The organism is Scytonema hofmannii PCC 7110 (assembly GCF_000346485.2).
GTDB lineage: Bacteria > Cyanobacteriota > Cyanobacteriia > Cyanobacteriales > Nostocaceae > Scytonema > Scytonema hofmannii.
This window is the reverse complement of the sequence record NZ_KQ976354.1, coordinates 10819728-10845873: the sequence shown is the minus strand read 5'-3', so window position 1 is coordinate 10845873 and position 26146 is coordinate 10819728. Positions and strand designations below refer to the sequence as shown.

Here is a 26146-nt window from a genome sequence, read left to right as displayed (position 1 = left end):
CTGGTCACTGGTCACTGGTCACTGGTCACTGGTCACTGGTCACTGGTCACTGCTCACTGTCTACTGAGACTTCCAACCTTTTGATTTCTAACCTCTGCCTTCTTTCCCAAACTATTCCTCATAAAATTATCAACTTCTTTCGTATCTAATGGTTTAGAAAAAAAGTACCCTTGTGCATAATCGCATCCTAACTCTCGAAGAATATTTAACTGTTCTGCGGTTTCCACTCCTTCTGCTATGACATTCAATCCTAAGTCTCGTGCTAGGGTAACTATTGCTCGAACAATACCTAATTTTTTCCGATTTCCTGTAATTTGGTTAATAAAAGAACGGTCAATCTTTAAATTATCAATAGGAAGACTGTGTAAATAGCTGAAACATGAATATCCTGTTCCAAAATCATCAATGGATAACTGAATGTTTCTAGCTTTTAATTTTTCGAGTACGACAATCACTTGTTTTGTATTGTCTACAAGCATACTCTCAGTAATTTCTATTTTCAGATTTTCTCCTTTCAGTCCAAATTTTAAAAGAAGTCGATCGATAAACTCAATTAAATTTGGTTGCGTGAATTGAATTCCAGGCAAATTAACACTCATGGAGAGAGATGACTGGTTAAAAAACTCTTTTTGCCACAAACTTAACTGTCGGTTAGCCGTTTCTAATACCCATTCAGTAATAGATACAATTAATCCCGTTTCTTCTACTAATGGAATGAACTCTGTAGGAAGAACAATCCCTCTGGTAGGATGCTGCCATCTAATAAGTGCTTCAAACCCTGCGATCGAACCAGTTTTTAGTGAGACTATCGGTTGATAGCTCAAATATAACTGTTGACTTTTGATTGCTTGTTGCAAGTCGGTTTCCAACTGCAAAAGCTCAAGAGCGCTTTGTTGCATGGCTTTCTCAAACACAACTGTACTGTCTCGTCCTTGTAATTTTGCATAATGCATAGCAGTATCTGCTGCTCGCAAAAAGTCTTCAGGTTGGTCAGATCCAATGGTGCTATTAACAATACCAATATTGATCGTAAATGATTCAAAAGGAGGGTTGAGCTTAAAAGGTGATTTCATGACTTGCTCTCGAAGGCGATTTGCAATGGTTGTTATATTCTCAGCATTTCTTTCATTCCTAATTAAAATAGCAAACTCATCTTCTCCTACCCGTGCTAAAACATGGCTATGGTTCAAACAACTCAAGAATCGGCGAACAACCTCAATTAAAAGTTTATCGCTTTGGCTGTGACCGAGACTGTATTTAATAACCCGGTATTGGTCAAGGCTTAAATAGAGGACTGAAAATAAATTATCGGGATTGGCTCTGGTAGATTCAATACATTGATGCAGGGTCTCCAAAAATTTGAAGCGATTAGGTAAACCTGTTAAAACATCATAATAAGCTAATAAATTTAACTTTTCTTGTATTTGTTTGCGCTCGCTAATATCTTTAATAACAGAAATAAAATACTCAGGTTCTCCTTTGGGGGAACGCACAAGTGCAACAGTCAAGTAAATCCAAACATGGGAGCCATTTTTGCGGATGTACCGCTTTTCCATTGAGTAGGTTTGAATCTCTGATATCAACAAGCGACGCATATATTCAAGGTCAGCTTCTAAATCTTCAGGATGGGTGATGTCTTGGAAAGTCCGCTCTAATAACTCCTGTTGAGTATATCCTACAATCTCGCAGATCTGTTGGTTAACTTGCAACCACTGACCTGTTAATCCTACATATGCAATACCGATAGATGCAGAATGGAATACGTCACGAAAGTGTTGCTCATTTGTCAAAATCATATATTTTGTTGATTTCTTAAATTAGAGATTGTGTTATGTTTGAAAACTACATATTATGTTCAAAAGAAATTTTGTTTACAGTTAGTTTTTCCTAGATATTAATGCGATCCCGCCCTTAAAATGAAAGGGCAATTATTACCCAAACGAGCTTGTAACCGATTGCAGCAAGCCAAGCCATCTATTCCAGGTATGACAGCATTCAGCAAAATAATCTCTGGTAACTGCTTTTGATAGATATCCAAACACTCTTATCCCTCTTGATGTCTTAACAACCCGGTATCCTTCTTTTTCCATAGCCTTGTCATCGTCAACGATCGGGATTGGAGGATTGTTGTTTTAGAGTAGGGAACAATTATTTTTCTTGCTTTAAAATGATTATATTATTCTGGGCTGGATTCTATCCACTTAAGCTTTGTATCGAATTAAGAAGTTATATTTAATACACATTAAACCAAGTATAAACTTCCAGAACGCTATCAATATTTACAAAACCATCATAATTTTCCACAATGTCAATGACTCAGGACTTACACCACTGACACAATGCGATCGCTGAGATTGATACTATAAAGATTTTATGAAAGAACGACTAAAGTATGAGATCTATCACCACGCTGATGGTAATATTTCTTATGTATCTACCTAGTGTGGACAAAAAACTTAATTGTAAAAAATCATCGAAAGAAGCACTTATTTATAGTTGATTTTCCCATTGCGCTCTGCCTAAAGGCAGCAGCAAAGCTATCGCAAAAGTTTACGGATAAAACCCAAACCTCACGTATTTTTAAAATAGACCGTTGTGTAGATTAACAACTATGTACTGAGTAGTATTGTAGAAGAGGCATAGTGTGCTAGCACCATTACCTACCTCAGTTGTTTTAGCTAACACCAATTAACAGTCAGGGTGATGCCGTAATAAATAAAGCGGAACATTAATTTTTTGTAGTACACACAGAACTGACTCATAAATAATGCACATTCTGATTTACTCCTACAACTACTATCCAGAACCGATTGGAATAGCCCCATTGATGACTGAACTCGCCGAGGGGCTTGTCAAACAAGGTCATCAAGTCAGAGTTATTACGGGTATGCCCAATTACCCACAGCGAGAAATCTATCCGGGTTATCGTGGTAAGTGGTACGTAACAGAACAGAAAAATGGTGTCACTATTCAGCGTTCTTACTTACGCATTAAATCCAAACCAAATTTGCTGGATCGACTGTTACTAGAATTGAGTTTTGTATTTACAAGCATACCGCAAGCACTAAACGGCTGGAGACCTGATGTAATTCTTCTGACAGTACCTCCGTTACTGGTATCATTACCAGCTAGCCTACTGAGTTGGCTGTATAACTGTCCGGTAGTACTAAATGTACAAGATATCCTTCCAGAAGCGGCTGTACGTGTTGGGCTAGTGAAAAACAAATTGATGATTCGCGCCCTAGAGGCTTTAGAAAAGTTTGCCTACAGACGCGCCCATACCATTAGCGTAATTGCCCAAGGCTTTTTAGAGAATTTAGTCAGTAAGGGAGTCCCCATCCAGAAAATAGTTTGTATCCCCAATTGGGTGAATGTCAATTTCATCCGCCCCTTACCAAAAGAGAAGAACTATTTTCGGGCGGAACATCAGCTTGAAGGAAAATTTGTGGTGATGTACTCAGGCAATATAGCACTGACCCAAGGTTTAGAAACAGTCATCGAAGCAGCAATTTCTTTGCGCCACATTCCAGAAATTGTTTTTGTGATCGCAGGTGAATCAAAAGCCCTCCAGTGGCTGCAAAAATACTGTTTGGCATCTGAGGTAAATAATGTTTTGCTTGTACCGTTACAGCCCAGGGAAAAATTGCCTGAAATGTTAGCCGCCGCCGATATTGGGTTAGTCGTGCAAAAGAGCAATGTAATTTCTTTCAATATGCCTTCTAAAATTCCACTCCTACTAGCTTCTGGTCGCCCTATATTAGCTAGCGTTCCTGCTACAGGTACAGCAGCGCGATCCGTAGTCGAAAGTGGTGGAGGTATAGTCGTGACGCCAGAGTCACCAGATGCTTTAGCCAAAGCGATACTATACTTGTATAACAATCCTGACGTTGCAACTCAACTTGGCGATAAAGGCAGACAATTTGCTATTGAACGTTATTCTTTTGAGCAAGCTTTAAGAAATTATGAAGCACTGTTTTCTAGAGTTATGGCACGTCAAGAACAAAATTTAAGTATCTTGCCAACAATTAATGTCGATGAATCTGCCAGTCAAGATTTTCTAGAAAGTCATTTACGAGAAAATCCCACAACTCATCATGAAAATCCTTCTTCCACCTACTCCCTACTCCCTACTCCCCACTCCCATTTTCTAGGTTGAGCGATTTGCTTTTGATACTCCTCCTCGGTCATAATATCTAGGGTGCTTTCCAGTCTATCGAGGAAGATTATACCATCAAGGTGATCGGACTCGTGTTGAAAAATTCGAGCTACAAAATCTGTAAGTTCTTGCTTTTGCAGCTTGCCATTTTTATCCATATACTCTACTTCAATTGCTTGATATCTGGGAACTAAACCTCGAATTCCCGGAACACACAAACAACCTTCCCACCCTTTCACCACCTCAGTGGAATGTGCAATAATTTTGGGATTTATCATAGCAGTTGGTTCCATTTCTGGAGCATTTGGGTATCTGGGATTGGGATGAGATGCCACAATAAATAAGCGTAAGGATTCTGCAACTTGGGGTGCAGCGATTCCTACACCACTCGCTTTAGCAACTGTTGCGATTAAATCATCTATCAGTTTTTGAATGCGATCGTCATGGATATTTTCAATTGCTGAAGCTTTTTGACGCAGTCTGCGATCGCCTAATTGAATGATTGGAAGTGATACCATTTTGGATTTTAGATTTTGGATTTTAGATTTTGGATTAGGGGATGCGTAGATTTTAGATTTTGGATTAGGGGATGCGTAGATTGAGGATTGGTCTTTCTTCCTTGTCCCCCTACTCCCTACTCCCTACTCCCTACTCCCTCATTAACTATAACGACGAACTGGTAATGCTGCGGGACGCACTGTTATTTGTGTGGTTTGTCCATCACGTTGCACTTGTACTTGTATTGAAACTCCGATCTTGCTACCTTCGACTATTTTTTGGACTTCTTCTATTTTCGTAACAGGTTGGTTGTTAATACCTTGAATAATATCACCTTGTCTGAGACCTGCAGTGGCTGCTGGAGAACGGGGAACAATATCAACTAACAAAACTCCTTTGCTAGCAGTAATATTAACCTCAGAGCTAGAGTTGATTTTGTCTCTGAGTTCTGGTGTTAGCGTTACCATCTGAATACCCAAATAAGGATGTTCGACTTTTCCCTGGGAAATCAATTCTTGAGCTATTCGCTGCGCCGTGTTAATGGGAATGGCAAATCCTAACCCTTGAGCACCTCGGATAATAGCAGTGTTCATACCAATGACTTCACCGCGAACATTTAATAATGGTCCGCCAGAGTTACCGGGATTAATAGCTGCATCGGTTTGAATGTAATCCACTCGCTTATCGGTAGCGCCGATATCACTGCTAGAACGTCCTGTAGCACTGAGAATTCCCGAAGTGACAGTGTTGTCCAAACCCAAAGGATTACCAATGGCAATCACTGCTTCTCCCGGTTGCAAGTTCTCTGAATTACCAAGAGGAACTGTGGGTAATTTGCCAGCATCTATCTTGATAACCGCCACATCCGTCACCGGATCTTCACCAAGAACACGTCCTTCAAATTCACGACCATCTTTTAATTTTACTGTCACGCGATCGGCACCATTAACCACGTGAGAATTGGTCAGAATTTGCCCTGCGGAGTTAATAATAAACCCAGAACCACTTCCCTGTTCTACTCTTTGTCTTGGTTCTGATGGTCGCATATCCCCAAAAAACCTTCGGAAAAATGGATCGTCGAATTCTTCTGGTAACTGCTGCGAAATTTTCCTGGCTGCATTAATACGAACCACAGCTGGTCCTACCTTTTTGACCACTCCGACTACGAAGTTAGGATTGTCAGACCCCGAAAATATTGGTGCGACAACTGGGACGGTGTTCTCGTTGGTGTTTTGGGCTGTGTTTTCAGCTTGAGCTTGTGACTCTTGATTAGGTTTTTGTTCCTCAAGAGTGACAGCAGGTATGGAACAACCCCCAAGAAATGCCGCTGTTATGCTGCACAATAGCATAAATACAATTTTGGTGGTTGAGGAAAGTTGAGGCGAAAAACGTTGCTTGTCGCCGTCTTTGGATTGAAATTCATGGTCTTTTGTCTTCATCTGTTGTTGTTTTCTCCTGGGAGATCGGTGGATATCACTGGTCACTGGTCACTGGTCATTGGTCACTGGTCATTGGTCATTGGTCACTGGTCACTGGTCACTGGTCACTGGTCATTGGTCATTGGTCACTGGTCAAATTTGTGAGTTGCTTATATCTTCATTATTGTGACGATCGCACCCCTATTGGTGGTAAATTATGGAAATGCCCATAGACAGTCTGTGGAATCAGGTACTGGAACGCTTGCAACTAGAGCTATCCCGCCCCACGTTTGAAACCTGGATTAAAACTGCCAGTGCGGTGCAATTTGAAAATAATTGCTTAGTGATTCGCACTCCCAACCCATTTGCTCGCAATTGGTTACAAAAATATTACATAAGAACTATTGCTAATGTAGTACAAGATATTCTTGGTTATCGCGTAGATATATATATAACGGTTGAGGAAGGGGAAGAAGTTCCCAATCTCGAAGACACAGAAGGTTCTTGGGAAATACCAACCCAATATACCACTCCTGAAAAAGTCTCCAAACGAACCAAAACAGCAGAATTAAATCCAAAGTACGTCTTTTCACGATTTGTGGTTGGTGCTAACAATCGGATGGCGCATGCGGCTTCCCTGGCGGTTGCTGAATCTCCAGGAAGAGAATTTAACCCCTTATTTTTATGTGGTGGGGTAGGCTTGGGGAAAACGCACCTTATGCAAGCGATCGGACACTATCGATGGTCGATTCATCCTGATTCCAGCATATTTTATGTCTCCACGGAACAATTTACAAACGATCTCATCACTGCTATCCGTAAAGATAGCATGCAAAGTTTTCGCGAGCATTATCGTGCTGCGGATGTACTTTTAGTGGATGACATTCAGTTTATTGAAGGTAAGGAGTACACCCAAGAAGAGTTTTTCCACACCTTTAATACTTTACATGAAGCAGGCAAACAAGTCGTCTTGGCATCCGATCGCCCTCCCAACCAAATTCCTCGCTTGCAAGAACGGTTGTGTTCCCGATTCTCTATGGGATTGATAGCTGACATCCAAACTCCAGATTTAGAGACGCGGATGGCGATTCTACAAAAAAAAGCTGAGTATGAAAATATTCGCCTACCAAGGGATGTCATTGAGTATATCGCCTCACACTACACTTCTAATATTCGAGAATTAGAAGGAGCATTAATTCGTGCAGTGGCGTACATTTCCATTTGGGGCTTACCCATGACAGTAGAAAGTATTACTCCCATTTTAGAACCACCAACTGAGAAGGTAGCATCAACTCCAGAAGCAATTCTATCAGCTATTGTGGATACTTTTGATATATCAATAGAAGACTTGAAAGGAAATTCGCGACGGCGAGAAATTAGCTGGGCGCGTCAGATTGGAATGTATCTCATGCGCCAACATACCGATTTGAGTTTGCCGAGAATAGGAGAAGAGTTTGGCGGTAAAGACCATACAACGGTGATCTATAGTTGTGAAAAAATTACTCAACTCAAAGAAACCGACCATAATTTGGTACAAACTCTACGTCAGTTGAGCGATCGGTTGCGTGGAGCAAAATGAAAGTAGGGAGTGGGGAACTCGGGGCCCCCTCTGGGGATAAGGGGCAATGGGGAGTAGGGAGTGGGGAACTCGGGGCCCCCTCTGGGGATAAGGGGCAATGGGGAGTGGGGAAGAGGTATTTTCACAATTGGTGATGAAATTTTTTCATCAAGACTGCCTTTTTTTTTGTAAATGTTAAGCAAAGTATAAAAAATCTTTAAGCTAATATTAGATTGTGGAAAGTTTATTATTTTTTGTGGAAAACTAAGACAAAATCTGTGGAAAACTTCATACCTTTAGTGGAAAACTTTATTTTAAGTATAACTACTCTGTGGAAAACTCCCCTCTGTTTTCCACAAGTTATCCACAACAGTGACCAGTAATCAGTGACCAGTGACCAGTGACCAGTGAATCCTTATACTTAAAAAGTGGGGGATTTGAATAATAAATTAATTTCTTTTTTTACCACTCCTTACATTCGCAACAAGGTGTTACGATATCCAACACACTTGCCAATTTTGACTATGAAACTAGTTTGCACCCAAAGCGATCTCAGTACTAACCTCTCACTCACAAGCCGCGCTGTACCTTCCCGTCCGACTCATCCGATACTTGCTAACGTGCTTTTACAAGCAGATGCGGAAACAAACCAAGTCAGCCTCACAGCTTTTGACCTTAACTTGGGTATCCGTACTAGTTTCAAAGCTGAGGTATTGCAGGGGGGAGCAATTGCAATTCCTGCTAAGTTGTTGAATGATATTACGGCTCGTCTTCCGGAAGGAGAAATCACTCTAGAGGAAGAATCAGCTGCTAAAGGAGATAACATCACCGGGGAAGGCTTAATTGTATCCCTAACGCCAAAAAGCGGGCGTTATGAAGTAAGAGCAATGGGAGCAGAAGATTTTCCAGAACTACCTGCGATCGAAAATGACAGATTGCTTCAGATTACTGCTAGTGCATTAATTGACGGATTGAAGGGTTCTTTGTTTGCAACTAGTAGTGATGAAACCAAACAAGTACTGACTGGAGTTCATCTCACAGTTCAACAAGACTCGCTCGAATTTGCTGCTACCGACGGACATCGTTTAGCTGTAGTACAAACTACAAATGAGAGTTCAGATACAAGTAGTGAAACCAGCCTAGAGGTAACACTACCAGCTAGAGCTTTGCGAGAACTCGAACGGATGCTGGGTCATAGTGCATCATCAGATGAGTCGATCGCTATGTCCCTGGATCAAGGACAAGTTATTTTTGAATGGCAAAATCAACGCTTGACTAGCCGTACTTTGGAAGGACAATATCCGTCTTACCGTCAACTTATCCCCCGACAATTTGAGCGAGAATTAACTTTAGATAGAAAACAATTTCTGAGCACCCTAGAGCGAATTGCGGTATTGGCAGACCAGAAGAATAATATAGTTAAAGTTAGTATAGACAGTGAAGCGCAAGAAATTACCTTATCTTGTGAAGCTCAAGATGTGGGGAGTGGGAGAGAGTCCTTAGCAGCACAGATATTGGGTGAGGAAATAGATATTGCTTTTAATATTAAGTATCTGATGGAAGGTTTAAAAGCATTGCCCTCTACAGAAATTCAAATGCAACTGAATTCAAATCTGACACCAGTGATTTTTACACCTATCAGTGGTGTGAAAATGACTTATTTGGCTATGCCAGTTCAGATTAGGAATTAACGGCTTAGGGGGTTTGCGAGCGCGGAAAGTCAATCTTAAATTGCCAACATCAGATATTACGTAGGTTGGGTTGAGGAACGAAACCCAACATTGAATCAAATTGTTAGGTTTCGTTCCTCAATCCCACCCACGATGTCTTAATGTTTACTTTATAAATCTTCTCTTAGGGAAGATTAATGTATCTACTAGGTTATAAGTTATTTTTATCTGCTTCTCTTAAAGATTTTAGTAGTTCATCTTCAGGAGTTTGCTGAATAAAATGTGGGTAAACTACACGATCAAAGATTTTCTGGAGCTTTGCACTTCCTTTTCGCACTAAAACATCACAATCTAATTTTAGAGAATCTTCTCTTCTTTTTTCTCTGTCAGTAGTTTCTGAATTGTTAGATTTTTTTATTTCTGGTAACCAAGTCGAATGAATGGTAAATCTTAAGTGAAGGTCTTGATGACTCAGACGATATATAGGTTTATCATTAAAATCATTGGCATCAAATATCCAAAACTCACCCTTGGGCTTATCGTCAGATAAAACAACGCAAACAATATATCCATGTGTTGATTTATCTTTTCCTTCTGGGAGAGGTTGAGAACTTGGTATAAATTGCGGGGAACAACCTAAATAACCATTTGGAAACTGAAATGAATCAGCAATTTTCATTGACTCTGTATCTAAACGTAGTAAGGTGGATGGTTTGTCCTCAGTGGGTAACTCTTGATATGATATTGTACGATAATCGCTTTCTTTATAAGCATCGTCAATACGCTTAGGTATCAGTTCCCAAGAAAATCCCCAGGACATCCAGTAAATATTTTTTATTTTTGTCTCTGTTTCACTCTGACGATCGCGACACAATTCGCGGTGAGTATAGACAGATAACGACCATGTACTCTCAGGATCGCTCACAAGTTTTGCATCTAGTAAGTTTCCAGTTTTTCCATCAATAACGTAGCGACCTAACAAACCTAAATCCATCGGTCCGACTACCATACCTTCCAAATCTTGACGTAATTGGTTTTTTCCTTCCTCTAGTACGGGTTCATCGAAGCGGCTAATCCACTCTGTCACATCCCAACCATTTCGATGTCCTACGTGAAGAGTAATTTTATCTTCCGAATTTTCGTAATCGACAGTAAAATGTGACACTCCATATGGAACGCTGAATTTTGTAACTGGTAGCTCGTTAATCGGTTCGTTGCACTGATTACCCGAAGCAGCTAACGCTTGACGACGTACAATATAAAAATTGGTAAATGACTTTTGTTTAATTAATTGAAGGAAAACTGAAGAAATCCACTTTCCTAGATCTCCTACAAATGGATTTTTTCTAATTAAATCAATAAGAAAAGGCGAAAAGATTTGTGATAATTCCACCATGAATGGAACATCTGGAATAATAATGTAATCTTTGGTAATTGCAATTTGATGAACTGCTTGTGATATATATAGAGGTTTACCATCAAGGTAAAGCCGCCATCGTTCCATTTTTTTAGTTGTAAAGTTATATCGAACTAAATCGGTAAAGCTTCCAAAAACATCTTCATAAGTTATCTTACTCTTCTCTAATTTTTTCCAAATTTCCTTGAAATAATTTATCCAGTAAATAATATTCAAACTTTGATTAACTATTTTTTGAAATTTACCGTTGTAGCCTGTTGAATAGTTAACTGAATACAAGAACTCAGAATCATCAGTAGAAGAAATGCCAGAAGAATCCTTAGTCACATCTGCCACTGGATGTGCGGGATTGGAGTAAGTTGGAAAAATCCAAGGAATGATAGGAAATATAGATAACCAATCTTTTGTGCTTCCCACAGGTTCCAGCAGCTCCATTGTATCTGGATCGATTTCATACGGTCGCCCTGCATCAAAAGTAACCACGAGACGTTCTCTAGTTTGGGCAAAGGCAGTATTTAATTGATTGCGAGAACCTAACGCCAAGCTAGTACGCGCAACTCCTCCATCATGAAACTGGTATAGTAGCGAATCATTTTTTGTGGCTTGGTCGGCATAATAACAGGGAGTTTTAGCAATTCGAGTTTTAATGTTTGCTTTTCCTGCTTCAAATCCCAAGCGATAAATCATGCCATCGCCGTTATAAACTTGAGTTCCATCACCAGGAGACAAGGGCGCACAAATAAAAGTATAACCGTATAAATCTTGTGGTAACTGGATTTTTTTGTTATGCGGCTGTTCTACATTAAATAAGTCTGTTTGTCTTTCCTGGCTACCTGGCTTGTAAATCTGAATATCAAGTTCATCAATTTCAATTTCTGCTCGACTCGTATCAATTTTTGATTTTGGTAGAATCGTAGAATCTCCATGGTTAATTGGAGCTACAACCGATTGGGGAATCGCTTTGGAAGAATTGCGATCCTCAGACTTATACTTTGCCATAAATTTTTAATTGTAAATGCTATTAACTAGGGTTATTACGGGTATTGGAGTTGCTCAATTTTACAAAGTATAAATTGTGCTTACGGGATAAAGATGTCATTCTTTAGTTTTATTTAAGTATTTCGACTGCTCCCAATGCTCGGAGGGCGGCTTCTTGTGCATTAGTTAAACCTGTAACATCCGTGATGTTTGTTCCTTCATAGGGTCTTTGTGCTTGCAGCGTTGCTTCCCATTCTCCTGTTTCCTTGTTCCAAAGATGAATGGCTTCATCTTCGCTAGCACTTGCGATCGCATGATGATTGCTGCTCAATGCAACAGACCACACCCAATTCTTGTGTTGCCGTAAATTATATAAGGACTGACCGCTATTAACATCCCAAACCTTGATAGTTTGGTCGGAACTACCGCTAATCAACTGATGGCTGTCATGGCTGAAACTAACTGACAGTACCCAGCCAGTATGTCCAACTAAAGTTTGTAAGCATTCGCTACTTTGTACATCCCAAATTTGAATTGTGTTGTTCATGCAACCACTAGCAATGCTTTTCCCATCAGGGCTAAACGCAACTGACCACATTCGCTGCTGATACTGCAAAGTTTTCAGACACTCGCCACTATTCACGTCCCAAAGTTTTACGGTTTGGTCTTCACTTGCACTTGCTATTTGGGAACCATTAGGACTAAACCTCACACATCCAATGCGATCGCTATGCCCTACCAGTATATGCAAGCAGTTCCCATTACTGACATCCCAAATTCGGATCGTTCGATCTAAACTACAACTAGCGAGGAGTTGACCGTTGGGGCTAAATGCCACAGACCAAACTGAGTCTGTATGTGCAACTTTTAAGCTAATCAAAGTGGCTAAACCTGATTAACTACGGCATCCGTCAATTCCGACGAATCGGAAAGCACGATAGAATCATGCGTCACGGTGAAGGCAGTTGCTTGCAAAGCACGCAATAAAATATTACGTGCGCCGTTCACATCGCGGGAAATTTGAATTCCGCAATGTGGACATTTAAAAACTTTGTTCCCACCCAAACCGTGGTGGATATGACCACAATTACCACAAGTTTTGGAGGTGTAAGACTCGTTGCAAAGAACGACTATTACACCACATCGAGATGCAGCTTGTTTGAGATGTTGCTCAAATCGGTAATGAGAAAGAGTTAACATTTGACGCACTGACTTGTTGTTAATTCTGCGCTTCTTACCATTACGTTTCTTAATTACCATTTGACTAGAATCAAAAGTTGGCAAGAAGATAACTTTGTAAGATTTAACAAGCAGATTAACAGCTTTGTTGTGTAAATCTTTAATCAGATTTTGGATTCTTTCTCTTATCCGGTTAGCAGCAACACGCATCTTTCTACGCTTACGGCAAGTGGTTTTGGTGCTCCGACTTATTAACTTGTCAAGGTGTGAGCACAATCTTTGTATGCGCCCAATGTCTCCCTTTCCAATCTCTAAGACGTTCTCGCCATCAAAGCCAGTCAAGAAAGTGCGATTTCCTGGGTCTAAAGCTATTACCCTATCACTTCCAGTCGGTACAACCAAGTCATGCTTAGGAAAACAGCCAAACCATTTACCATGGCGGTATACAAGCTCTGTACCGTATTCGCATTGATAGGGTATAGTTTGCCCGAAAGCAGTAAACTTTAACCCTTTAGTTGTGTTGCAGTACCACGTTCCATTCTTGAAATTACCAGCTTTGAATTGAATAGTTTGGCTTGTTGCTTTTACTGATTTAAACTCTGCCTCCCCTCCATCTTTTTTGGCTCGGTTAAACGCATCATACGCTTCAAAACACGCTTCTTGGCGCTGATGACCGGGAATTGTTTTTACCCAATCAGGAATAGTTTCAATCCGTTGTAACAACTTGTCAAGTTGTTCGGCACTAACTTTCATCACGCCATCATAACAACGCAACAAGACAATAGTTTCGTTGTAATAATAACGATATCCCGCCAACCAACGTTTCCAAACTTTGTGCAACTCCTTGCTAGGATACAGCCTGATTTTTAACACACTGTTGGGCTGAGGCTTTGTCGATTTCTTGTGCCGTGCCTTCTTTTTGTAACTCTTCTTTGAGTTGGGATTTGTATTTTCTAAGTCCGTACAACCTGCTAGAAAAGCAGTGGATGATGGACAGCATATCTTGAACGAGTTCTTGTTCTGGAGACAACTTGCGGTCATTGAGAACCAAGAGTTCGCACTCAAATTTTTGGCATAACCATTTAACCAATTCGTATCCAAATCGGACAAGTCTGTCAGGGTGGGCAACGACAAGACGTTGGATATCGCTGTCGATGATTCGTTCCAAAATAGTAAGGAATTTTTTCCTTCTAAAATTAAGTCCGCTTCCAACCTCTGAAATGATTTCTGCTTCTGGATATCTTGCACGTAGATGCTCAAGTTGGCGTTGCAAATCGTCTTGCTGGGAATGAGTCGAAACTCGTCCGTAGCAAACAGTTCTAGTTGCCCTGGGCATCCCTGCGGCTTCCTGGATTTCGTCGAGCACAAACCTTCTTTGCCCACCTGGGGTACGGATGGCTTTGAGCTTGCCTTCGTTTTCCCATCTTCTAAGGCTGGAGATGCTGACTCCAAGGATTTTCGCGGCTTCTTTGGGGGTGACATGATTCATTTAAACCTATTTAACTCAGCCATTACTATCCTAGACTGAGTTAAATAGGTTTGGTTCCTTTGAATAGCAAATTGCTAACTAATTACAAGTCCTGTAAGGGTGTGCAGACAACTATGATGTAATAAATTCCAAATTTTCACAGTTTTGTCCGTGCTACCACTAGCAAAGATTTGGCAATTGGTTGCAAACGCTACGGTCAGTACTGAATCTTTATGTTTGTTCAAAGTATACAAACAGTTACGGCTGCTAACATCCCAAATCCTCACACTACAATCTTTATGAGCGCTAATCAGTGTTTGACCGTCCGCGCTAAATGCCACAGATCTAACCCAGTTGGTGTGTCCGCCCATAAAACCCAAACATTTGCCATTGCGTGCATCCCAAAATCGAATTGTTTGGTCATCACCGGAACTTGCAACTTTTGTACCATCAGGATGAAACGCCACAGACCAAATTTGTGATGTATGTCCTGGAATAGCGTGGAGACACTTGCCACTTTTTGCTTCCCAAAATCGGATTATTTGGTCTATCCCAGCACTGGCAATTTGTTGTCCATCAGGACTCCATGCTACAGACCACACCCATTTAGTATGTCCTTGTAAAATAGTCAAGCATTTGCCATTATCAACGTTCCAAATCCTTACGGTGGAGTCAAAACTACCACTAGCAATTTGCCGACCATCTGGGCTAAAGCTGACAGGAACTACCCAACCTTCATGTCCTGCGATCGCTCTTACACATTTGCCATCCCGTACATTCCAAATCCGAATCGTTTTGTCACTGCTACCGCTAGCAAGTAACTTGCCATCTGGACTAAAACTTGCAGACAAAGCCCAATGAGCGTGTCCCTCCATGACTTGCAAGCACTTGCGATTTTCCACATCCCAAATCCGAACCTTACAATCCTCGCTACTGCTAGCAAGCAACTTGCCATCTGAACTAAAACAGACTGAATACGAGATACAAGAATATTCCCGAATAATTTGCAAGCATCTGCCATCCCGTACATCCCAAATTCTAATAGTGCCATCCGTGCTGGTACTTGCTATGCTGCAACCGTCAGGGCTAAAAGCGATTCGTCGTACCCAGTTAGTGTGTCCGCGCATTGTTAAAAGGCATTGTTCATCTGCAACTCGCCACAGATTAATCTCGCCTTTAGCATCGCTGCTTGCAAGTACTTCACCGTCCGGACTAAATGCCAAGCATAAAACAGCACCAAAGGTTTGTTTGAAGACAGATTTAACAAACTGCGATCGGGCGAAATTGACGTTATGTAGAGTTGCATCTGCTAAATATACCTGCCAAATCGCTAGATGCGAACAATCAAGATGGCTCAAGTCAGCATTGATTTCGCATAATATATTGAGGATGTTACCTGCTGCATATCCAGGTTTTAAAGGCATTTCTTGTTGCAGAAGGGCTAACATCTGTTTGAGTTGGCGCTCAATACTGTTGATACTACCCAACATTTCAACTAATCTATTTATAATAGGTCGCACAATCAAACGTATTTGCGCTTGTCGAATGTATTCTTTACTTTGGGCTTTAGTTAGAGCGTAATCGTTGAGAAATTGATAGCGTTGATTTGCGATCTCTTCACACACTCCAGTAATTATTCGATGGGTAACGTACTCCAGTACTACAGGTTGCAATGCAAGTTGCTGTTCCTGTTGTTCGACAAATGCACGGCGTCTCAGTGACTGTACTGCATCAAGTAACTGTCCCACAACTGTTTCAGAGACAAAATCTGCTTCTAATTCTGCTAGGGAAACAGGTTCTCGATTAACAGCTAACCAGTACATGACTTGCTGTTCTAATGGTGACAGACGGTTAAATTGTTGTTGGAGCAAGTCGTTGATATCTTCAAACTGTAACTTTCCCTGCTGTAGTCTGCCCTTGAGGGAGTTAATCACGATATTGCTTTCTGTCAAATGTGCCTTGAAACAGGTTTCTTACGTTTTCATGGAGACGTCCAACCAAGCCAGAACAACTTTTGTGGTCTTGGTGCAATAGGCGGTGGGGTTAAAGGAGCTTCTTTCCCTGACATTCAAACGGGAATCAAAGCTCATATTCAACACCTTAAAGCTTACGCATCTACCGAGTCTGTAAAGTATTCCAAGATCGTCGATCCTCGTTTTAGCCTCGTTGAAAGAGGCATTGCTCCTTTAGCCACTAACTTAAGTGGACGCTGGGCGAGAGATCCTGAATATGGTACTAAAATTCTAGCCCTCACTAAACGGCTTCTTGAAATTGTTTAATTTACAAATACAGGCACGAAGAAAAGAAGAGAATTGGAGGTATAAATGGGAATTACAATTGATAAGCCTCAAAAGAATGCAGAGTTAGAACTGGAAGATACAATTCTTTTTGAAGGTACAAGTGATCCGAATATTCTTCAAGTAGAATTATGGACTGATGACCGTTGGTTATTAGGTAAAACTTCAGCAAATAATGGCAAATGGTCACTTTCATATAGTTTCAACAGTGGTGGTACTCGGCAAATTGTTGCCAAGGGATTTGATACTAATAATCAGTTAATTGCTAGTGACAACAATTGGTTGTTTTTAAAAGCTTTAACCAAAGTTAATTTTGACATGAATTTGAGCAAAAATTTTAAACTTTGGGAATTTGTCAAATCTACGACAGCTGATTTGCGGGGAATTGATAACACACCAACATCTGGAGAAATCCAAAATCTAAAAAGACTCTGCCAGCAAATCTTACAACCTGCACGAGATGCCTTGGGACCATTAAAAATTAACTCTGGTTTTCGTTCAGAAGAACTTAACAGGGTCGTAGGAGGTGTTAGCAATAGTGACCATCGTCAAGGCTTTGCTGCTGATGTCATTCCAGTAAACGTAGGAACAAAACAATTGGCAAAATGGGTAAATGATAATTGTGAGTTCGACCAAATTATTTTAGAATTTGGTACTTTAGACAATCCGAGTTGGATTCATCTTAGCGCTGAACCAAGAAATCGCAAGCAGGTTCTCAGAGCTACCTCTGAAGGTGGAAGCACTGTCTATACTAACATTCAAATTTAAATCTGACGGAGAAGTAAACAATGAAAATATGTATCGATCCAGGACACGGTGGAATAGATCCCGGAGCCATTGGTAAAAAGCCATTTGTATTGAATGAAAAAGATGTTACTTTATCTATTTCTTTGTTATTGAAAAAAGAACTAGAAGCAAAAGGACATACAGTTTTTCTAACAAGAGATACAGATATTTTTGTGTCGTTAAGTAACAGAGCTATATTGGCAAATGAAAAAAAAGTAGACATTTTTATTAGTATCCACTGTAATTCGTTTACTAGTCAAGCATCTGAAGGTATCGAAACATGGATATTCCCAGGTTCAACTGAAGGGCGAAAACTAGGAGAATCTGTACAAAAGAGTTTGGCTCTAAATTTTCCAGGTAACAAGAATCGAGGAATTAAAGAAGGAAATTTTCAAGTCTTAAGGGAGACAGAAATGCCAGCTATTTTAGTAGAATGTGAATTTCTTAGTAATCCGACACAACTCCAATTCTTGTCAGACAATAACAATCAAGAAAAAATTGCAAAAGCAATTACGTCGGGTATAGAAGAGTACAACAAATAAAGGATCTTTAGTACCAGGCATAGCTCCCTTACAAATGATTGCTGCTTTACTATCTGTTAGAGAAGATTCAGTTTTAACGCAGCAATCTACCCAATTGAAAACACAGGTAAAGTGTTTATCCAAATTTTTACCAAACATTTTGGTAATCGTGAATGATGATACTTATTTGCTCGCTAATTGCGTCTTACCAATTTTTTAAATAGTGAAGCGAGAGTCATTGCTATGAATAGTGATGTACTTTCAGTCAAATTATCAGGATCTTAAAGAGACGATCGTAGAGAGAAAAGTATTTTTCGTTGAAAGATGCGATCGCACAATTTCTTAGCTTGTTTCAACTGTGAGATGGCTTGTAGATCTTACCGATTTTTAAAATTTTGACGTAACGAGAGTCGTGGCTTTGAACAGTGATGCGATCGCACTCAAATTATCACAGTTTCAAGGACAAATTCTAGAGAAGAAAGTCTTTTTCAGTAAAAGTGCGATCGCGCTGTGCAGCTTAGAACAAATTTGCAAGTAAGCGGTGAGTTCTACATCGCCATTCTCCTGATAGACACTCTTTTAGATGGTTATCATTAATTGTCATCTAATACATAGCTCCTGTCTGACAAGTATATTTCCGTCTTCTTCAACAAATTTTAGTTTCAATAGGACTTGATTCACATGATAACAGTAGAAAAAGCTCAAGGTAATTTATCACAACTTAGCAAGATTCTAAGTCAGTTCAAAACTCCCAGTATTTTCAATGCCGAATTTAATAAACTACAAGAGAGTATCAATCATTGAACGAAGGAAGAAGAAAGAAGAAAGACCGAAGTTGTTTTGTTTTTATATGTGGATTCTGACCCCAACTCAAAACGGGCAACCCTAAGGGGATGGGGTTTTAAACCCCTATAGAAAGAAGTTTGTTCGCGAAGCGTGCCGTCTATGCCGAATACGGCACGCTTCGCGAACGGCATAGAAATTCCAACTTCGGTCCTTCCTTCAAACTTCTTCCTTCGGATCAAAAGTAGACATACAAGGTGCTGCCACACAAGATGAAATTTTTCAGAGGGTAGAAAAAGTCTTTGATGATAAACTAGGTGAAAAGGATTGGGTTGTAAATGGTAAAGTGAATTTGGATAATCTTTCTTTAAAAACAAATTTTGGAAAAGGTTTACCACAATTTACAGTTATCGGTTCAGATTTCTCCCTGGACGATCCCAACTCCAGTATTGATTTTAACGTTGGATTAGATACAGGCTCCTTTGTACAAAATTTCACTAAGCCAGTTTTGGGTGAAATTAATAAGGTTATTAAACCATTAGAACCAATTAAGCGCGCACTCACTACTAATCTTCCTGGGTTAGATCAAATTGGTATTAAAATCAATCTGTTAGGACTTGCTAAAGAATTTGCTTCTAGTGAAGCATCTGGTTTGGTTACATTCTTCAATACTATCGATCGAGTTTCTTCGCTTGTTAAAACAGCAAATAATATTTCTAATAATGGAGCTACCATTACATTAGGAAAGTTTACGCTGAATACAAGTGGTATGAACCCATTACCTAACAAAAATATGTTAGTGGGACTTAAACAAAAATTAAGCCCAAATGTAGCCTAAACTAGCTTTGTAAGCGGCAAATACGTCACGATTATGATTCAACCACTCAAAGAAACGGTAAGACATAGCTGTTCTAAACGCTGATAAAGCTTCAGGAAAGGTATTCAAAGGTTTGTTTGCCCACCTTCGTCTCAAACCCCCAGTCATCTGATGCCAAAGAATAAAAGTGTATGCACAAAAAACCAAGATAAAATGTCGAAGTAGACTTATTTTATCTCGAACTTGATATTCTTTTAGCCCTAGCCAACCCTTTGCTTCCCTATAAAACACTTCTACCCAATTTCTTTGAGAATAGGTATTAACTATCCACTCAGGTGAAACAATTGATGTAGAAACATTAGTGATAAAGTAGTCAATATCAGTTGCCTCGGAGAAAGTTTCAGCATTCATGACGATAGCAATATTTCGCTTTCCTTTGAGTTGTGATATCTCTACTTCTCTAGTTACTACCCATACTGTTTTCGGTTTATCTAAGTTTAGTTGAACTTTTGTGAAAGCCTCTTTAGACAAGCTTTGTGCTAATTCATCTAACCTCATTGTTTGTTGAACATTGTCTGATATATCAAGAGTTATTTTTCGATTTTTGGCTAATCCTCCCACATACTTTAGTTCTCTTTTTTCTAACTCTAATAAGAAGGTTGTATTATTGCCATATCCAGCATCTATCAGTACAATTCCCGGTTGATATTTTCGTGCCAATGTTTTGTCTATTAACTTAATTGCTAGTTCGGTTTTTTTCTCAAATTCTGGGTCTTGTTTGCCTGAGGGTAAAGAATCGGCGTGCTGGTATAACTCTATATCTAATGGTAAGCTTTTTCGGACATCGTATAAATGCGTTGTTACCACTACTATCCCGTTATCTGTTTTCCCAATTTCTCCAATGTACTGCCTTCCCACTCCATCCGTAAAATTCCCACTTTTTCTATGACACGAGGGTCTTACACGAAGAAAACGGGAAGCCTTTATAGGTCGAGTCGTGCTCAAATACAGATGGTACAAGTTGTTAATAAGGCTTCCCGTTTTCTAGGGGACAATGCGTGACCTGAATCATCAATTATCAAGCTAAATCCTCTACTAATTTTCGTTTGACTACACTTGTTCATCGTTTCTAATCTCAGCTCATTTACCTTGACATCAGACCATGGTGCTGACGTTAAAAAGTGGTGTAATTGATGGTATTCGACCCCTATAGCGTTATCAGCCATCTGAGACAGGTTTTTTCTTTCACTTTCCCCTAATAATCCCCCTAAATAATCTCTAAACCCTTTTTTTTGGGCTTTATGACTAAAAGCTTCATCAAACCGTTGACACCATTTTTCAAAACACGGTGGCATGGCTGCAGGGGTTGTCTCTTTCATGGAATTTTCTTTTGACGTGAAATCTATGCTTGTCAGGCATTATACCCTATTTTTCTTGACTTTTTTGTTTAAGTCCCATTAGGTGAATTAAGTAAATCAAACTCAGGACTTGTAAGTTTTTTAGATGCTGCGAAGAAACTTCCTGGCGGTGGTCTAACATTTCCGATTTTAGAAACACCTGAAACTGCTTTTGACTTACTTTTGGGCAAAGAAGGTGTCAATTTACTCAATTTCGAGATTACTAGTGTTCCCAATTTTGATTTTGAATATAAAACTCCACCAATTTTTATTCCGATTCCTCCTTCACCAATACCTCTAACTGTTACTTTTTCTGGTGGTGCCACTTTAGGAACTTCTGGGCTAAAGTTTGGGTTTGATACTTTTGGCATAGAGCAGAACAATCCACTTAAAGGATTATTTATTAATACTGAAAAACCTATTTTTCTAGTAAATCCTAAATTAAGTGCCGAACTTCTAGCAAATGCTGCTATTGCAACAGCAGGAGGGAAAATCACGATTGAGGGAAATGTTAATTTCTTCTTACCAGGAAAACCAGAAAAATTTCGTTTCTCAGAAGTTAATAGTTTCTCTGGCTTTAATGTTGAAGGTGGGAATGTTGACCTGATAGGTAGTGCAGAATTTAGAATTGGCTATCCCCCTTTCTCCAAGGAATTTACACGCGAACTTTTCCGCACTAAGTCAGCAGGTGGTGCTGGCGATGACCAACTCTACGGAGGTATAGGCAATGACACTCTCAATGGTGGTGAAGGGAATGACAAACTCTTCGGTGAAGACGGTGATGACATTCTCAAAGGCGATGCTGGCAATGACGAACTAGCAGGTGGTGCTGATAGTGACCAACTCTACGGAGGGATAGGCAATGACACTCTCAATGGCGGTAATGATAACGACCAACTCTTTGGTGAAGACGGCGATGACATTCTCAAAGGTGAGGCTGATAATGATGAGCTAGCAGGCGGTGCTAATGCTGACACTCTCTACGGTGGGGCTGGCGATGACAAACTATCTGGGGATGCTGGCAATGACTTGCTGCTAGGAGAAGCAGGTAATGACCTAATTGACGGTGGTACTGAAGTTGATACGGTTAGCTACGACAATTCACCAAATGGTGTAGTTGTTAATATTGATGAAGTACAAAACTATCACAATCTCGGCGGCTCTTTCCACTCAATCATAGTTTCTACCAGCCTCATACCTACCGATACAGAACCAAACTTTACCATTAACGCAGGCACGGCTACGGATGGTTTTGGCACTACAGATATCCTACGAAATCTGGAAAATATTACTGGTTCTGGATTTAATGACGTTTTGATTGGTAACGGTCTAAATAACCGCATTTTGGGCTTAGCCGGGAACGATCTGTTCGTTGGCAATGCGGGGAATGACTACTTTGACGGAGGTGATGGCACTGATACTGTTAGTTATCGCCGCGATCCTGGTTCAGTTAAAGTTAACTTAGAGCAAAATCAAGCTACTGATGGTTTTAGCATTGGCGGCTATAACTATTATGGCAGATACAATTATGCTGGCAAAGACCAAATATATAATGTTGAAAATGTTGTCGGCTCTGCTTTTAATGATGAAATCATCGGCGATGCCAAAACCAATGTCATCCATGCTGGTGATGGTGATGATATTGTTCAAGCCAGAGATGGCAATGACATCATTTTTGGCGAAGGAGGCAAAGATACTCTCTCCGGCGAGCGCGGTGATGATTTCTTAGTAGGGGGTACGGATGCCGATCGCCTCAATGGTGGTACAGGTAACGACACGGCTTCCTATTTCACCTCAGAAACTGCTGTAGCCGTCAGCCTCACAACTGGTACGGGTTGGACTGGAGATGCTGAAGATGATCGCCTCGAAGCTATTGAAAACTTGGAAGGTTCGCAATTTGAGGATCTGCTTATCGGCGACAGTGGAAATAATATCCTCAGTGGGTTGGGCGGTCATGACTTAATCTACGGTGAAGCAGGTGAAGATTGGCTTGATGGCGGAACAGGAAGAGATCGCCTTTACGGTGGAGATGGCAACGACAAGTTAGATGCTCAAGCAGGTGAAGACCTTCTTAAAGGTGAAGCTGGCAATGACCTCCTCAATGGCAATGACGGTAACGACCAACTCTACGGTCAAGACGGCAATGACACCTTAAATGGAGATGCTGGCAATGATTATCTCGAAGGTGGAACTGGCGATGACCTCCTCAATGGTAATGATGGCAACGACCAACTCTACGGTCAAGACGGCTACGACATCCTGAATGGAGGAACAGGTGATGACCTTCTTGATGGTGGGTTGGGCAATGACGCCCTTAATGGCGGTGACGGGGATGACCAACTTTATGGTCAAGTCGGCGAAGATACTCTTAATGGTGACGCGGGTAACGATCTCTTGGATGGAGGTGACGGTAACGACCAACTCTTAGGTGGTGAAGGTAGCGATCGCCTTTACGGTCAAATCGGTGAAGACACCTTGAATGGTAGTACTGGTGATGACCTTTTAGATGGAGGTGATGGTAATGACCATTTATTAGGCGCTGAAGACAACGATCGACTTTACGGTCAGGCTGGTGAAGACAAACTTGAAGGTGGCACAGGAAATGATGCTCTCTACGGCGGTACTGAAGCAGATATTCTTTTAGGTCAAGCTGGTGATGATTATCTGGATGGCGGAGCAGACAATGATGTACTGGATGGTGGCGAAGGTAACGATCGCCTCTACGGTCAGCAAGGAAATGATAAGCTTGCCGGTAGCGCTGGTGATGACTATCTAGATGGTGGCGCGGAAAATGACAAACTTAATGGCGATAATGGCAACGATCGTATTTACGGTTACCAGGGCTACGACATTTTAGATGGCGGCGCAGGAAGTGATTTCTTAGATGGTGGATTGGATGATGACTGGCTTTATGGAAAAGAAGGTAGCGATCGCCTTTACGGTCAAGCTGGTCAAGACTACCTTGATGGAGGTACTGGTGACGATCGGCTTGAGGGCGGTACTGGTGATGACCAACTCTTCGGACAGCAGGGACGTGACTACTTAGATGGCGGTACTGGCGATGACTTCTTGTATGGAGGTGATGATAGCGATCGACTGCTAGGACAGGCTGGCAACGACTACTTAGATGGCGGTACTGGTGATGACCAACTCTCAGGTAACGAGGGCAATGACCAACTCTATGGTCGGGATGGCTATGACACCCTGGATGGCAATGCTGGTAATGATTACCTTGAAGGTGGAAACGGCAACGATCAATTGATTGGAAGCAACGGTAATGATTTCCTCTACGGTCAGGAAGGTAGCGACTCCCTTAATGGCGGTGCGGACAATGACAATCTCTATGGTGGCATTGGTGATGACCAGCTCTTGGGAGGCGATGGTAACGATCTTCTTTCCGGTCAAGAAGGTAATGACACGCTTGATGGCGGTGCGGGTGATGACTATCTCGAAGGAGGTTCTGGCAATGACCAACTGACTGCTGGATTAGGCAATGACAAGATCTACGGTCAGGAAGGCAATGACCTCCTGAATGGTGATGCTGGTAATGACTACTTGGAAGGCGGATTTGGCGATGACCAACTCATGGGCGGCGACGGTGACGACCAACTCTCAGGTCAGGAAGGTAACGACACGCTAGAAGGAGGTAGTGGTAATGACGATCTTCAGGGTGGTGACAATGACGACATTTTGCAAGGTCAGGATGGTGACGATTACCTCTTTGGTAATGACGGTAACGACCAGCTATACGGCGGTGCTGGTAACAATTCTCTAGAGGGTGGTGCTGGTAACGACTATCTCACAGGTGGCGACGGTGACAGTGTTCTGAATGGTGGAACCGATCGAGACACATTATCCGGTGGTAGCGGTCGCGATATGTTTGTACTCGCTGTTGGTGCAGGAAGCGACACCATTTTCAACTTTGAAGTCGGTAGCGACTACTTGGGATTGATGAATAGTCTAACTTTTGAACAACTCACCATTGCACAAGGTACTGGCAATAATGCTAGCGATACATTCATCACTAATCAGAAGAGTGGTGAACTCTTAGCCACACTTAAGGGGATAGAAGCTAACACCCTTAGTTTCTGGGACGTTACCCCTCTAGGATAGCAACTACTGCTCGTTCGTTTATTTACAAGGGGAAGAAATTATGACTTCCCCCTTAAAGTAACACTGCAATTGCTCTAAGCAGATTCTAGAAAAAATGATGAAATGCGGACGCCGATAACCGTTTTGAAGAATACAACAACCTGTTGTTCGTCTTTTTACTTAAGTTTCAAGAAATTTGTACCTACCATCTTGGATCTCCTAAACCAACTAAAGGCGCGACACTAATTCATTGTCGAGACATAACTCGCCCTTTATAATCAGTACAAGAAATTGCGTATTTAATGCGTCCAATCTTCCAACCTCAAATCTGGAATTTGAGAAAAATCTTTTTGGTTACGAGTTACCATCACAGCATTTACAGAGAGCGCAATTGATGCTATACGCAAATCCTTGAGTAGTCTTTTTTTATTGAGTTGCGGGTATTCCCTAAGCAAGCGATCGTAGCAGTTGTAAGCAGTCGTATCAAAATTCAGTATTCTAACTCCTTTGAAAAATTCCTGGGTAGTCCACAACTGTGTATAAAGTCTCACTAAATTCTCAGATTCAGAACGAGCGTTAATCTTAACAACCCATCCATTAAAAGCTTCCTGAACAGTAATAATTGTTACTGCTAAGTTAGGCGCAACTAGAGCAACTCTAGAGACGACAGCCTGATTACTTTGCAAAAAAAGTGAAACATGGTCGGTATCAAGTATATAAATCATTAATTTCTCTTAATCAGACTCTCAAAACTTCTCCTTGCTAGTCATCTATATTACGTTCTGCTCTGATACTTTCAGCAATTTCCGCAAAATCCGGATCGTCCTTAAACACTCCTGCAAACTTCATCCAGTGATTACCAGTTTCACCTTGAGACAATTTTATTTCTACGGGAATAATTTCTAGATTTTCAAGACGCGCATACAGTAACTGATTCAGTTCTTCTAGAGCTTGTTTTTTAGTAGGAGCTTCAATGTGAATACTAGGAAATTCCAAAAAGGAAGCTTTCACCAAGTCTATATTTTTACGCTCTAATACTATATGCAGCTTTAGAGTTCCAGACTGGGGTAGGGTAAATGTAGAGATATTTGTAGTCATATGTTTCACTATT

20 protein-coding genes and 2 pseudogenes are annotated in these 26146 nt (G+C 40.8%); 10 read left to right on the top strand and 12 right to left on the bottom strand.

What is annotated here, in order from left to right; all coding sequences use genetic code 11:
* Nucleotides 1–53 precede the first annotated feature (53 nt).
* Complete coding sequence (locus tag WA1_RS45690) at nt 54–1796, bottom strand: putative bifunctional diguanylate cyclase/phosphodiesterase (protein ID WP_017744230.1); 1743 nt, start codon at nt 1794–1796, stop codon at nt 54–56.
* A 98-nt stretch (nt 1797–1894) separates the two neighbouring features.
* Complete coding sequence (locus WA1_RS57785) at nt 1895–2038, bottom strand: hypothetical protein (protein ID WP_158516779.1); 144 nt, start codon at nt 2036–2038, stop codon at nt 1895–1897.
* A gap of 729 nt (nt 2039–2767) precedes the next feature.
* Here WA1_RS57785 and WA1_RS45685 point away from each other — a divergent pair.
* Complete coding sequence (locus WA1_RS45685; protein WP_017744229.1) at nt 2768–4156, top strand: glycosyltransferase family 4 protein; 1389 nt, start codon at nt 2768–2770, stop codon at nt 4154–4156.
* On the opposite strand, the gene def is transcribed toward WA1_RS45685, so the two are convergent.
* Nucleotides 4114–4674 carry a peptide deformylase gene (def, locus tag WA1_RS45680; protein WP_017744228.1) on the bottom strand — a complete coding sequence of 187 codons (561 nt, stop codon included), beginning with the start codon at nt 4672–4674 and terminating at the stop codon, nt 4114–4116. The two genes, WA1_RS45685 and def, sit on opposite strands and share 43 nt — an antisense overlap.
* A 141-nt stretch (nt 4675–4815) precedes the next feature.
* The gene (locus tag WA1_RS45675; protein ID WP_017744227.1) at nt 4816–6093 is read right to left on the bottom strand and encodes an HhoA/HhoB/HtrA family serine endopeptidase; all 1278 of its coding nucleotides are present in this window, start codon (nt 6091–6093) and stop codon (nt 4816–4818) included.
* Here WA1_RS45675 and WA1_RS54195 point away from each other — a divergent pair.
* The 3 genes from WA1_RS54195 (at nt 6021) to dnaN (ending at nt 9321) form a co-directional block, all read left to right on the top strand.
* Complete coding sequence (locus WA1_RS54195; RefSeq protein ID WP_201789250.1) at nt 6021–6305, top strand: hypothetical protein; 285 nt, start codon at nt 6021–6023, stop codon at nt 6303–6305. The two genes, WA1_RS45675 and WA1_RS54195, sit on opposite strands and share 73 nt — an antisense overlap.
* Nucleotides 6290–7651, top strand: a complete 1362-nt coding sequence (gene dnaA, locus WA1_RS45670; protein ID WP_017744226.1) for a chromosomal replication initiator protein DnaA — start codon at nt 6290–6292, stop codon at nt 7649–7651. Before WA1_RS54195 ends, dnaA begins: the two co-directional genes overlap by 16 nt.
* A 503-nt stretch (nt 7652–8154) precedes the next feature.
* Nucleotides 8155–9321: a DNA polymerase III subunit beta gene (dnaN, locus tag WA1_RS45665; protein ID WP_026134740.1), complete on the top strand. Its 1167-nt coding sequence runs from the start codon at nt 8155–8157 to the stop codon at nt 9319–9321.
* A 190-nt stretch (nt 9322–9511) separates the two neighbouring features.
* On the opposite strand, the gene WA1_RS45660 is transcribed toward dnaN, so the two are convergent.
* The 5 genes from WA1_RS45660 to WA1_RS45640 all read right to left on the bottom strand — a co-directional run bounded on the left by WA1_RS45660 (nt 9512) and on the right by WA1_RS45640 (nt 15766).
* Nucleotides 9512–11716: a carotenoid oxygenase family protein gene (locus WA1_RS45660; protein WP_017744223.1), complete on the bottom strand. Its 2205-nt coding sequence runs from the start codon at nt 11714–11716 to the stop codon at nt 9512–9514.
* A 109-nt stretch (nt 11717–11825) separates the two neighbouring features.
* Nucleotides 11826–12575 carry a WD40 repeat domain-containing protein gene (locus tag WA1_RS45655; protein ID WP_026134739.1) on the bottom strand — a complete coding sequence of 250 codons (750 nt, stop codon included), beginning with the start codon at nt 12573–12575 and terminating at the stop codon, nt 11826–11828.
* Nucleotides 12576–12580: 5 nt separating this feature from the next.
* A complete protein-coding gene (locus WA1_RS45650; protein ID WP_272819366.1) occupies nt 12581–13714 on the bottom strand; it encodes an RNA-guided endonuclease InsQ/TnpB family protein in 1134 nt (377 codons plus the stop codon).
* 7 nt (nt 13715–13721) lie between these two features.
* A complete protein-coding gene (locus WA1_RS45645) occupies nt 13722–14363 on the bottom strand; it encodes an IS607 family transposase (protein ID WP_017744221.1) in 642 nt (213 codons plus the stop codon).
* Nucleotides 14364–14437: 74 nt separating this feature from the next.
* On the bottom strand, nt 14438–15766 hold the full coding sequence (locus WA1_RS45640) for a WD40 repeat domain-containing protein (protein WP_272819472.1): 1329 nt from the start codon (nt 15764–15766) through the stop codon (nt 14438–14440).
* A gap of 486 nt (nt 15767–16252) precedes the next feature.
* On the opposite strand from WA1_RS45640, the pseudogene WA1_RS45635 reads away from it, so the two are divergent.
* From WA1_RS45635 to WA1_RS45620, 5 genes and pseudogenes are all read left to right on the top strand, one after another.
* Nucleotides 16253–16621: pseudogene (locus WA1_RS45635) on the top strand (glucosaminidase domain-containing protein); the annotation flags it as partial.
* Between the two features lie 45 nt (nt 16622–16666).
* Nucleotides 16667–17407: a D-Ala-D-Ala carboxypeptidase family metallohydrolase gene (locus WA1_RS54190; RefSeq protein ID WP_017744219.1), complete on the top strand. Its 741-nt coding sequence runs from the start codon at nt 16667–16669 to the stop codon at nt 17405–17407.
* 20 nt (nt 17408–17427) lie between these two features.
* The gene (locus WA1_RS45625) at nt 17428–17967 is read left to right on the top strand and encodes an N-acetylmuramoyl-L-alanine amidase family protein (RefSeq protein WP_017744218.1); all 540 of its coding nucleotides are present in this window, start codon (nt 17428–17430) and stop codon (nt 17965–17967) included.
* Nucleotides 17968–18358: 391 nt separating this feature from the next.
* Nucleotides 18359–18484, top strand: coding sequence for a hypothetical protein (locus tag WA1_RS60995; RefSeq protein ID WP_272819365.1), 126 nt, complete (start codon nt 18359–18361; stop codon nt 18482–18484).
* Between the two features lie 597 nt (nt 18485–19081).
* Nucleotides 19082–19567 (top strand): hypothetical protein, encoded by a 486-nt coding sequence (locus tag WA1_RS45620; RefSeq protein ID WP_148662899.1) that lies wholly within the window; start codon nt 19082–19084, stop codon nt 19565–19567.
* Here the strand turns inward: WA1_RS45620 and WA1_RS45615 are convergent.
* Nucleotides 19547–20925 (bottom strand): annotated as a pseudogene (locus tag WA1_RS45615) (IS701 family transposase). The gene WA1_RS45620 and the pseudogene WA1_RS45615 overlap by 21 nt on opposite strands.
* A gap of 201 nt (nt 20926–21126) precedes the next feature.
* On the opposite strand from WA1_RS45615, the gene WA1_RS45605 reads away from it, so the two are divergent.
* Nucleotides 21127–25056, top strand: coding sequence for a calcium-binding protein (locus tag WA1_RS45605; RefSeq protein ID WP_017744213.1), 3930 nt, complete (start codon nt 21127–21129; stop codon nt 25054–25056).
* A 278-nt stretch (nt 25057–25334) separates the two neighbouring features.
* Here WA1_RS45605 and WA1_RS45600 read toward each other — a convergent pair whose 3' ends face one another.
* Together WA1_RS45600 and WA1_RS45595 are read right to left on the bottom strand one after the other, a co-directional pair.
* A complete protein-coding gene (locus WA1_RS45600; protein ID WP_017744212.1) occupies nt 25335–25760 on the bottom strand; it encodes a type II toxin-antitoxin system VapC family toxin in 426 nt (141 codons plus the stop codon).
* Between the two features lie 37 nt (nt 25761–25797).
* Complete coding sequence (locus WA1_RS45595) at nt 25798–26133, bottom strand: hypothetical protein (RefSeq protein ID WP_017744211.1); 336 nt, start codon at nt 26131–26133, stop codon at nt 25798–25800.
* Between the last annotated feature and the right edge of the window lie 13 nt (nt 26134–26146).

Coding starts and splice junctions, on each gene's coding strand:
- WA1_RS45690 (WP_017744230.1), bottom strand. CDS start 1,796: ATGATTTTGACAAATGAGCAACACTTTCGTGACGTATTCCATTCTGCA.
- WA1_RS45685 (WP_017744229.1), top strand. CDS start 2,768: ATGCACATTCTGATTTACTCCTACAACTACTATCCAGAACCGATTGGA.
- def (WP_017744228.1), bottom strand. CDS start 4,674: ATGGTATCACTTCCAATCATTCAATTAGGCGATCGCAGACTGCGTCAA.
- WA1_RS45675 (WP_017744227.1), bottom strand. CDS start 6,093: ATGAAGACAAAAGACCATGAATTTCAATCCAAAGACGGCGACAAGCAA.
- dnaA (WP_017744226.1), top strand. CDS start 6,290: ATGGAAATGCCCATAGACAGTCTGTGGAATCAGGTACTGGAACGCTTG.
- dnaN (WP_026134740.1), top strand. CDS start 8,155: ATGAAACTAGTTTGCACCCAAAGCGATCTCAGTACTAACCTCTCACTC.
- WA1_RS45660 (WP_017744223.1), bottom strand. CDS start 11,716: ATGGCAAAGTATAAGTCTGAGGATCGCAATTCTTCCAAAGCGATTCCC.
- WA1_RS45645 (WP_017744221.1), bottom strand. CDS start 14,363: ATGAATCATGTCACCCCCAAAGAAGCCGCGAAAATCCTTGGAGTCAGC.
- WA1_RS45640 (WP_272819472.1), bottom strand. CDS start 15,766: ATGCCTTTAAAACCTGGATATGCAGCAGGTAACATCCTCAATATATTA.
- WA1_RS54190 (WP_017744219.1), top strand. CDS start 16,667: ATGGGAATTACAATTGATAAGCCTCAAAAGAATGCAGAGTTAGAACTG.
- WA1_RS45625 (WP_017744218.1), top strand. CDS start 17,428: ATGAAAATATGTATCGATCCAGGACACGGTGGAATAGATCCCGGAGCC.
- WA1_RS45600 (WP_017744212.1), bottom strand. CDS start 25,760: ATGATTTATATACTTGATACCGACCATGTTTCACTTTTTTTGCAAAGT.
- WA1_RS45595 (WP_017744211.1), bottom strand. CDS start 26,133: ATGACTACAAATATCTCTACATTTACCCTACCCCAGTCTGGAACTCTA.